This is a genomic window from Terriglobales bacterium, from assembly GCA_035457425.1.
GTDB lineage: Bacteria > Acidobacteriota > Terriglobia > Terriglobales > Acidobacteriaceae > JACPNR01.
Window position 1 is genome coordinate 1 of sequence record DATIBR010000130.1, and the last position, 9055, is coordinate 9055.

The following is a 9055-nucleotide window of genomic DNA, read 5'->3' on the forward strand; positions in this document are numbered from 1 at the left end:
GCCCGGCGAGTACGCCATCGTCGAGATGCTCAACCCGAAAGAGATGAACCTGTTCGTCTGGGATTTCGGCGTCGACCCTGCCGCCCCGCGCAACGACGCCGCCTGGAAGCCCGTCCCCGCCGAGAAGAACGAGACCGGCACCAAAGAAAGCCCGGTGCTCGATAAGCGGAAATAGCTACGGCTTCGGTTCTTCGGGGAAACAGTTGTTTCCCGTGTGGTCGGCGAGGGGTTTGCCCTTGTGCTCTTGCACGTGGTGCTTGATCCACTCGCGCAATGGGTCCAGAACTTTGGGTGCGGCGATCTCGTACTTGATCCCGGCCTTCCCGCCGGGCTCCTCTGATTTCTTGCCGGGCGCGACGACGCCGAAGTAACGGTGGAACTCCAGATTTTGCGGGCCGTTCGCGCGTGGAATGTCGGCAGTGACGATCTCTCCTTCCCTCATCCAGACATTTGGAGTCGTCTCGGGGCTCGTCGCCTGCACCAGTCCGGGCGCTTCCAGCAAGCCGCGCAACTGCTCCATCGCGGAAGGCGGGACGTCCCCCTCATAGACCTTGGCGCTTGGTTCGTCGTCGGCTCGGTGTTGCGTGCGGTGCTCCATCCGGAAGTGACCATCCGGGAAGATGACCGCGCAATCTCGTTCGTGCGTGCGATAGAAGTAGTCACGCGAATAGCGGACCAGGAACGGGCGTCGCCACGGCCGTACCGGCGCCGGGGCTCTGTCTGGTGTCGCCGCGGCAGCGGTGGTCGCCAGGCGCGGTTCGACCGTCTTCGGTTGCGGCAGGCACTTCGTCGCCGTCTGGTTGGCGCTGGCCACCAGGTTTCTCTTTGCGATCTCGCTCACCCACCGAACGATCGGCTCCAGCGCCTGCTTGTGGGCTTTCACGGTTTTGGGCGTTCCGAAAGTCAGTTCCTGCCAGTGATCGCCGCGGTCGATCGCCAGTTGGACGGCTTCGGTGTACGAGATCACCATCTCCGTCACGATCTCGCGTTGCTCCAGCTTCGCGATCCTGGGATCGGACAGGAGCTTGATCACTTGCTGCAACTGTTCGGGAGCGATCGTTCCTTCGCGCGCCGCAAAGTTGAGGCCGTCCTGTTTTTCCCACCGGACAGCTCCGTCGCCCCGCAGGAGCAGACACACACTCTCTGTCTCGTAAACGCGCTGATACCGAAAGAAGGGCTCTGAGGAGGGCTGTTGGGCTAGACCAATGATCGGGATCAGCAGGAAGACGCAGTTAACGACGCGCTTCATCGCGCCCCGCTACCGCACCATCCCCTGCTGCGCCACCGCGATGTTGTCCCTGGTCGAGTTCTTCACCATGTACATCATCTCGTCGGCCTGCCGGATGATCTCGTGCGCGCTCTTCGCGTCCTCCGGATAGGTCGCCATGCCGATCGAGCAGCGCACGTTGATGTGCAGGTTCTCGTCGTTCAGGAAGGTCGCGCCCCGGAAGCCGTCGCGCAGCCGCTTCGCCACCACCAGCCCGGAATCTTTCCCGGTCTGCGGCAGCAGCACCACGAACTCGTCGCCGCCGTAGCGGAACGCGAAGTCGATCAGCCGCAGCTGGCTCTTGATCTTGAATCCGATCTCCGCCAGCAGCTTCGACCCCACCAGGTGCCCGTGCGTGTCGTTCACCTGCTTGAAGTGGTCCAGGTCGATGAAGATCACCGTGAACTGGTAGCCGAAGCGCGCCGAGCGGTAGACCTCCGCCTCCAGCGTCTTGTAAAGATGCCGCGCGTTGTACAGCCCCGTGACGTCGTCGGTGATCGTCAGTTCCTGGATGCGCTCCACCGCCCGCGCGTTATCGATCGCGATGGCCGCGTAGTCGCACAGCGCGTGCAGGAAGAACATCTCGTTGTCGGTGAAGTTGTTGACGTCGCAGTTGATCAGCTGGATCACGCCCAGCGTCCGGTGCTTCGACTTCAGCGGGATGCAGATGATCGACCGCGTCTGCCACTTCGTCATCTCGTCGATGCGCTTGGCAAAACGCGGGTCCGTGTACACGTCGGGCACGATCAGCGACTCCCCGTGCTTCGCCACCCACCCCGCGATCCCTTCGCCCACCTTAAGCCGCAGCGACTTCAGCGTGTCCGCCGCCGGGCCCACCGCGATCGCGAAGTACAGCTCGTCCTTCGGCTCGTCCACCATCAGCAGCGACCAGGTGTCCGGGCGGAAGTACTCCGAGATCTTCTCCATGATCGTCTGCAGCACCGAGTCGAGATTCAGCGACGACGTCAGCGCTTTCGCCACGTCGTGGAAGATCGTCAGTTCCTGGATCTCGCGTCTGCGGTCCGTGCCGGCGGCTTCAGTCATCCGAGGATTCCTGGGCATCGAGTCGAGCAGGGGGGACGCCAAGTGGCGCGTATTATATGCACGATTTCCCAAAGCAGCAACAAAACCACCGCCCCCGTGCGACTTAGGTAACAACCCCTAGACGCTTCGCGGATTCGCCCAAAGTCGTTGCTCGGGCTGCCTTTAGGCCTAGTTTTCTCTTTACTCCCGCGCGCGAACGAACCTATGATGAGCGCGCTCCAGCGGAAAATCCCTCAGCCGCAAACCACACTCAGGAAACGAGCGTCATGGGTTCCTTCGGCCAGCGATTGCAGCGCGAGCGGGAGATGCGCGGCATCACGCTGGAAGAGATCGCTACCTCCACCAAGATCGGCACGCGCAGCCTGCGCGCGCTCGAAGAAGAAGATTTCGACCAGCTCCCCGGCGGCATCTTCAACAAGGGCTTCGTCCGCGCCTACGCCAAGTACCTCGGCATCGACGAGGAGCAGGCCGTCGCCGACTACCTGCTCGCCGCCGGCGAAGGCGACCAGCCGCTCCCCAATCCGCCGACCGAAAAAGTCCCCGAATACTCCACCGTCCGCGAGAGCTCCCGCCATGGCCTCTGGGTCGCCGTCGCGCTCCTCCTCCTGCTTGGCGCCGGCGGCTACTACGGCTGGCGCTGGTACCAGCAGACCCGGCAGGTGGAAGCGCAGATCCCCGCCGCCGTGGTTGCGACGCCCGCGCCTCCGCCGCCCACCCCGGCGCCCGCGAGCGACCCGGCCGCTGCTCCCGCGGACGCCACGCCTTCCACCCCCGAGCTCACCGCCGGCGCGACGCCTGCCGCCGACGGCTTCTTGCTCGAGATCCGCGCCCGCAAGGACGCCTGGATCAAGTATTCCGCCGACGACAGTCCCGCGCGTGAAGTCAGGATGAAGCCCACCGATTCCGCCGTCGAGATCCACGCGCAGAAGCGCGTGAAGCTCACCCTCGGCAACGCGGGCGGCGTCGAGATCTCGCACAACGGCAAGACGCTCCCGCAACTCGGCCCCGAGAACAAGCCCCGCACCGTCGTCTTCACCCCGCAGGGCCTCGAGAGGTAGCTCCCCATGGCGCGCATGATCGAGCTCATCAAGCAGTCGGCCGTCCCGGCCAACGTGATGCGCTCCGCCGCCAAGGGCGCTCTCGCCCTCTCCGCCGCCGAGATGGTCGAGATCCTCGTCTACCTCACCACCAACCCCGTCTTCGCGCAGGACGCCAAGATGACCCTCGCCGCCTGGGACGAGAAGGCCTCCATCGCCCTCTGCTCCGACCCCAACACGCCCTGGGAGGTCCTCGAGTACTTCATCGCGCCCGAGAATCGCCGGCCCAAGCTCGTCCCCGCCCTGCTCGAGAACCCCTCGGTGCGCGAGTCGCGCCTCCTGGAGCTGGCGCAGACGCCCCTGCGCGAGATCGTCGACATGATGCTCAAGTCCGAGCGCGTGCGGAAGTCGCGCGACATCCTGCTCGCGCTCGCCACCAATCACCACCTCAGCGAACCCGAGCAGATCGTCCTCAAGTCGCTGCTCCACGACCTCGGCGACGACACCATGGTCATCCAGGCCTACAAGGACATCGAGGCCGGCGAGAAGACCCAGTACGAGATCGAGCACGCCGCCGAGATCGCCGCCGAGGAAGGCAAGAAGTTCGAGCTCGTCGGCGGCACCCTCGACGAAGGCGACGAGGTCGACCTCGCCGCCGAGATGGCCGCGGCGCAAGCTGCGCAGCCCGCCGCTCCCGCCGCCGCCGCTCCGGCTGCCGCTGCCGCCGCCCCCGCTCCCGCCGCCGAGGTCGACGAGAAGACCCTCAAGATGCGCGCCGCCGAAGCCGGCGCCCGCGAGCGCGTTTCCACCTTGCAGAAGATCGCGCGCATGACCGTCGGCGAGCGCGTCCAGCTCGCCATGAAGGGCACCAAGGACGAGCGCTACATCCTCATCCGCGACGGCTCCAAGGTCGTCTCCTGCGCCGTGCTCTCCTCGCCCAAGCTCTCCGACGCCGAGGTCGAGATGTTCGCCTCGATGAAGAACGTGCAGGAAGCCGTGCTGCGCGAGATCGCGCGCAACCGCAAGTTCATGAAGAACTACTCCGTGGCACGCGCCCTCATCAATAACCCGCGCTGCCCGCTCGACCTCGGGCTCCCCTTGATGAACCACCTGCTCGTCAACGACCTCAAGGCCGTCTCCATGAACAAGAACATCTCCGACACCCTCCGCAAGATGGCCCTCAAGAAGTTCAAGGAGAAATCCGCCCCCGCCGGCAAGAAGATGGAATAGTCCGGCATGGAGCGCCCGCCCTCGACCCGAGGGCGCGGTTCTATCCACGGAGTCGTGGCGCGCTCGCCCACGAGCGCGCACTCTTACTTCTTCTTCGGCCCCGCTCCCGGCGCCGGCCCCTTCTTCCACTGCAGCGTCTTCTCGTACGACTCCGGGTTCATCGCGAACTTCTCCAGCAGCGCCCGCACCTCCGGCGTCTTCCCGCTCAGGATGGTGTCGCCGTCGTACTCGAACGTCGCGGCCGGCGGCTGCAGGCTCGCCGCCTCGCGCGCCAGCGACCGCTTCAGCGGCGTCAAGCTCAGCGTCTGCCCCGCGACTTCCGTCTTCCACGCCACGTGCCCCGTGACCACGTGGATGGCGAACGCGATGTCCACCTTCGGCCCTTCCTTCATGCTGGTGTCGAGGAACCGCGCGCCGCCCGCCTCGAACAGGAAGCCCTCGTACTCGCTGCCCAGGTTCCGCTCGTCGCGGAACGTGATGCGGTAGCCCTTCTCCGGCTTGCCATCGCGCTCCGTCCGTCCCGGCTCGATCACCAGCACGCAGTACTTCTCTTTGACCTCGTCGTTCTCCGAGCAATTCTTCATGTGCCATGTGCCGAGCAGCGCCGGCTCATCCAGCGTCTTGCCGGGCTCGTAGAACGGCTGCATCGACGTCAGGAAACAGCCGGAGAGGGATAGGCAGAGCAGGGAAACAAGGGCGAGCGTGATCAGCTTGCGCACAGCGGCCTCCCGCCCGCGCTTGCGGGCATTCCAGCTGGGGACTGTACGGATACGCGCAGTATACGCCCGCCCGATGGCTCGATCCCGGTCAGGCAACTAGCCGCAGCCACTCCCGTTCTATACAATGACTGCCCACTTCCCGGTGCAGGCCGAACGATGACCCACAAGACCGCGCACAAGACCAGGACCGACGAGATCCACGACATCCTCAAAGGCGCGAAGACCATCGCCGTCGTCGGCCTCTCGTCCAGCCCGCTCCGCCCCAGCTATGGCGTCGCCGCCTACATGCAGCATCACGGCTACCGCATCATCCCCGTCAACCCGAACATCAAGGGCGCGCTCGGCGAGAAGGCCTACGCCACCCTCCGCGACGTGCCGGACAAGATCGACATCGTCGACGTCTTCCGCCGCTCCGACGCCGTCCCCGACCTCGTCGACGAAGCCATCCAGCTCAAGTTGCCGGTCATCTGGATGCAGGAAGACGTCGTCCACGAGCAGGCCGCGCAGAAGGCGCGCAAGGCGGGCATCAAGGTCGTCATGGACCGCTGCATCCTCAAGGAGCACCGCGCCCGCTTCGTCTAGAGCGTGCGGATCAGGATCACCGTCGCGTCGTCGTGCTGCGGCCGTCCGCCCGCGAACGCCTCGATCTGCTCGAGGAAGCAGTCGGCGCAATTGCGCGGGTGGTTGATCTCCTTCAGGATGCGCTCCTGCCCGAACTCCTCGTCCGCCGGGCTCATCGCCTCGCTGATGCCGTCGGAGTAGAACAGCAGCCGCGAGCCGGGCGTCAGCTCCACCGTCACCTCGGAGTAGAAGCCCTCGATCATGCCGAGCGGCAGGCCTTTCTCGGTCGGCAGCGCGCGCGCTTCCACGCCGTTGGCGAACACCGGCGCCGGGTGCCCCGCGTTCGCGAACGTCAGCTTGCGCGTCGCCGGGTCGAAGATGCCGAACACCATCGTCACGTACCGCCCGGCGGGGATGTCGGCCATCAGTTGCCGGTTCAGCTTCTGCAGCACGCCGCCCGGACCGAAGCAGGTGTCGGCCATCGAGCGCAGCGCCGCGCGCGTCGCCGACATCAGCAGCGCCGCTCCCATGCCCTTGCCACTCACGTCCGCCAGCACGATGCCCCACTTGCCGTCCGAGAGCGGGATGAAGTCGTACCAGTCCCCGCCCACCGCGCCCGCCGGCAGCGAGCGCCCCTGGATCGAGAAACCCGGCGCGAACGGCGACGCCTTCGGCAGCAGCGCCTCCTGCACGATGCGCGCTTCCGCCGCTTCCTTCGCCGCCGCGACCCGCGCCGACTGCTCGCGCTGGTACTGCCGCGCGTTCGCCACCGCGATCGCCACCTGCTCGGCCAGCTGCTCCAGCAGTTGCTGCTGCCACTTGCTGAAGCCGTCGAGCTCCGGATGCCCCGTGCACAGCACGCCGATCAGCTCGCCGTGCGCCCGCAGCGGCACCACGATCTCCGACCGCGTCCCTTCCTCGCACCCGATGTAGTGCGGGTCCAGCGTCACGTCCGGGGCGTAGCGGGTCCTACCGTTCGCCGCGACCCAGCCCACCATCCCCTGTTTGCCGATCTTGAAGCGATGTCCCTTGGTGTGCCGGGTGCACCCGCGCACTCCCGCCACCACCATCTCGTCGCGCTCCGGGTCTTTCAGCCACACCGACGCCTCGATGGAGCCGAACGTCTCCACGATCTCGTGCGCGATCCGGTCCATCAACGGGTCGAGCTCCAGGATCGAGCTGATCTTCTGCGCCGTCCGCTGCAGGCGCAGCAGGTCGCGCACCACCTCCGTGTCGGGGCGGCGCGCCGCGGGAACCTGTGGCTGAGCGCTCGCTGCCATCATTCATCCCCACCCTGGCCGGCTGCTTGGGATGCGGGGCCCTGCCGGCTTCCTTGGTAGATGTCCGTTGGACGGGCAGGATTCAGTTTTGTCGCCCACAAAAACGATTGTCATCCCAAGCGAGGGCCGGGAAGAGAGATTGTTATCCCAAGCGAGGGCCGAGAAGAGAGATTGTCATCCCGAGCGAGGGCCGGGCGAACTTTCCCGGCCCGAGTCGAGGGACCTTGCGTTTCCGACCGACGGCCGACGACCGCAGATTACAAATTACAAATTACCGATTACAGATTTCCGGTACACTCCCTGCCCATGAACCTGAACGTGCAGGCCCGGCAATCCGACGGCGTCACCATCCTCGAGGTCGAGGGACGCATCCTGGTGGGCGACAGCAGCGCGCACTTCCACAAGGTCGTGCGCGACCAGCTCCAGCAGGGCGCCCGCAAGCTCCTGCTGCTCCTGCGCGGCGTCACCTACGTCGACTCCGCCGGCGTGGGCGAGCTGGTCGGCGCCTACACCGCCGCGCGCTCCGCCGGCGCCGAGCTCCGCCTCGCCGACCTCACCCCGAAGGTCCGCGACCTCATGGCCATGACCAACCTCAACCAGGTCTTCGACCTCAACCTCACCGAGGAGTCGGCGCTCAAGGCGCTGCGCGCGGGCGATAAGCAATAAGCGATAAGCAGCAGCCAAGACCTCGCTACAGGTCGTCGGTCGTCGGTCTTCGCTCGTCGGCCAACGGGTGGAGGAGGCCTTCAGGCCTCCGTCCAGGCTGCCTTTCTCCTTGTCATTCCGAGCCGCGCGAGCCGAGTCCGCGGCGGCGGACGAGGGAGCGCGTGCGAGGAATCTGCTCCAGCTTCTCATTGACCCGATTTCGCAGCTTTGCTAGATTGCCGCGCAACTTTTGAGTCAGACAGCGGAGGTCCCGGATGGTACGTCGGCTCCTCGGCTCATTGATCCTCGCGGCTGCTCTGCTTTGGTCCGGAGCAGATCCTCTGTCGCGCCCCGCCGCGCGCTCCGCCGGCGCCGAACTCCGCCTCGCTGACCTCACCCCGAAGGTCCGCGACCTCATGGCCATGACCAACCTCAACCAGGTCTTCGACCTCAACCTCACGAGGCCGATTGCCGTATGCTTCCGCTCCACACGCTATATCTGAAAGACATCTGACAATCTTTTGTATTGACAACATCGCGCCGCGCGGCGTAATCTGCTTTCACCTTATGTTCGCCTCGGCAAGAACGTCCGGTGCAGGGAACCCGACCTTCCGCCATAGGGTTACCCTACCCGTAAAGTACTGATTACATTGAGAAAGCCTCCCGGACCCCCGGGGGATGGGTTAACGCAATGCCAAACTTCAAGACCAAGCCCTTGTTTGCAAGAACGACGACGGCAAGAACTAACACCTCGCCCAGGAAATCCGCCAGCTCCGCCCTCAACCTCACCATCCACGCCTCCGCCGCCCGCCGCTGCGCCCACGTCAAGATGAACGGTCGCGCCTGCGCTGCTCCCGCCCAGCGCGACTCCGACTTCTGCATCTTCCACGCCGGCGACTACGAAGGCCGCTACCCCACCCTCGGCGTCTACGAGGACGCCGCCTCCATCCAGCTCGAGATCTCCCGCACCATCCGCCGCCTCCAGGACCGCAACCTCGAGGCCCCCGAAGCCGGACGCATCCTCTACGCCCTCCAGGTCGCCAGCCAGAACCTCCCCAACCTGCGCGACGAGCTCGACTCCGACCGCTTCCCCTATTTCCCCGACCAGCTCACCCGCCACCTCATGTACGGCCTCGACCCGCCCGACGAACTCCGCGACGAGGCCTACCGCCGCTGCGCCGAACTCGCCTACTGGGTCCGCGGCGACCTCGACCGCATGCCCAGACTCCCCGATCCCGATCCCCCCACCCACCCGCCGGACGACAACGCTCC

10 protein-coding genes are annotated in these 9055 nt (G+C 65.7%); 6 read left to right on the top strand and 4 right to left on the bottom strand.

The window, feature by feature from the left end; all coding sequences use genetic code 11:
* Positions 1–175: 175 nt before the first annotated feature.
* Positions 176–1249, bottom strand: a complete 1074-nt coding sequence (locus VLA96_09990) for a hypothetical protein (GenBank protein HSE49524.1) — start codon at positions 1247–1249, stop codon at positions 176–178.
* Positions 1250–1258: 9 nt separating this feature from the next.
* Positions 1259–2311: a sensor domain-containing diguanylate cyclase gene (locus VLA96_09995; protein ID HSE49525.1), complete on the bottom strand. Its 1053-nt coding sequence runs from the start codon at positions 2309–2311 to the stop codon at positions 1259–1261.
* Between the two features lie 266 nt (positions 2312–2577).
* On the opposite strand from VLA96_09995, the gene VLA96_10000 reads away from it, so the two are divergent.
* Positions 2578–3369, top strand: a complete 792-nt coding sequence (locus VLA96_10000) for a helix-turn-helix domain-containing protein (GenBank protein HSE49526.1) — start codon at positions 2578–2580, stop codon at positions 3367–3369.
* A 6-nt stretch (positions 3370–3375) separates the two neighbouring features.
* A complete protein-coding gene (locus VLA96_10005) occupies positions 3376–4578 on the top strand; it encodes a hypothetical protein (GenBank protein ID HSE49527.1) in 1203 nt (400 codons plus the stop codon).
* 83 nt (positions 4579–4661) lie between these two features.
* On the opposite strand, the gene VLA96_10010 is transcribed toward VLA96_10005, so the two are convergent.
* Positions 4662–5297, bottom strand: a complete 636-nt coding sequence (locus tag VLA96_10010) for a hypothetical protein (protein ID HSE49528.1) — start codon at positions 5295–5297, stop codon at positions 4662–4664.
* A 156-nt stretch (positions 5298–5453) separates the two neighbouring features.
* Here VLA96_10010 and VLA96_10015 point away from each other — a divergent pair, with 156 nt between their 5' ends.
* Positions 5454–5879, top strand: coding sequence for a CoA-binding protein (locus VLA96_10015; protein HSE49529.1), 426 nt, complete (start codon positions 5454–5456; stop codon positions 5877–5879).
* Here the strand turns inward: VLA96_10015 and VLA96_10020 are convergent.
* Positions 5876–7138 (bottom strand): GAF domain-containing SpoIIE family protein phosphatase, encoded by a 1263-nt coding sequence (locus VLA96_10020; protein ID HSE49530.1) that lies wholly within the window; start codon positions 7136–7138, stop codon positions 5876–5878. The two genes, VLA96_10015 and VLA96_10020, sit on opposite strands and share 4 nt — an antisense overlap.
* A 306-nt stretch (positions 7139–7444) precedes the next feature.
* On the opposite strand from VLA96_10020, the gene VLA96_10025 reads away from it, so the two are divergent.
* From VLA96_10025 to VLA96_10035, 3 genes are all read left to right on the top strand, one after another.
* Positions 7445–7804: an STAS domain-containing protein gene (locus VLA96_10025; GenBank protein HSE49531.1), complete on the top strand. Its 360-nt coding sequence runs from the start codon at positions 7445–7447 to the stop codon at positions 7802–7804.
* A gap of 254 nt (positions 7805–8058) precedes the next feature.
* Positions 8059–8286 carry a hypothetical protein gene (locus VLA96_10030; GenBank protein HSE49532.1) on the top strand — a complete coding sequence of 76 codons (228 nt, stop codon included), beginning with the start codon at positions 8059–8061 and terminating at the stop codon, positions 8284–8286.
* 188 nt (positions 8287–8474) lie between these two features.
* Positions 8475–9055 (top strand): hypothetical protein (locus VLA96_10035; protein ID HSE49533.1); only part of this gene is annotated, 581 nt, incomplete at its 3' end.

What these genes read in the sequence shown, in the direction of transcription:
- VLA96_09990 (HSE49524.1), bottom strand. Translation starts at nt 1,249, where the DNA reads ATGAAGCGCGTCGTTAACTGCGTCTTCCTGCTGATCCCGATCATTGGT.
- VLA96_09995 (HSE49525.1), bottom strand. Translation starts at nt 2,311, where the DNA reads ATGACTGAAGCCGCCGGCACGGACCGCAGACGCGAGATCCAGGAACTG.
- VLA96_10025 (HSE49531.1), top strand. Translation starts at nt 7,445, where the DNA reads ATGAACCTGAACGTGCAGGCCCGGCAATCCGACGGCGTCACCATCCTC.
- VLA96_10015 (HSE49529.1), top strand. Translation starts at nt 5,454, where the DNA reads ATGACCCACAAGACCGCGCACAAGACCAGGACCGACGAGATCCACGAC.
- VLA96_10005 (HSE49527.1), top strand. Translation starts at nt 3,376, where the DNA reads ATGGCGCGCATGATCGAGCTCATCAAGCAGTCGGCCGTCCCGGCCAAC.
- VLA96_10030 (HSE49532.1), top strand. Translation starts at nt 8,059, where the DNA reads ATGGTACGTCGGCTCCTCGGCTCATTGATCCTCGCGGCTGCTCTGCTT.
- VLA96_10020 (HSE49530.1), bottom strand. Translation starts at nt 7,138, where the DNA reads ATGGCAGCGAGCGCTCAGCCACAGGTTCCCGCGGCGCGCCGCCCCGAC.
- VLA96_10000 (HSE49526.1), top strand. Translation starts at nt 2,578, where the DNA reads ATGGGTTCCTTCGGCCAGCGATTGCAGCGCGAGCGGGAGATGCGCGGC.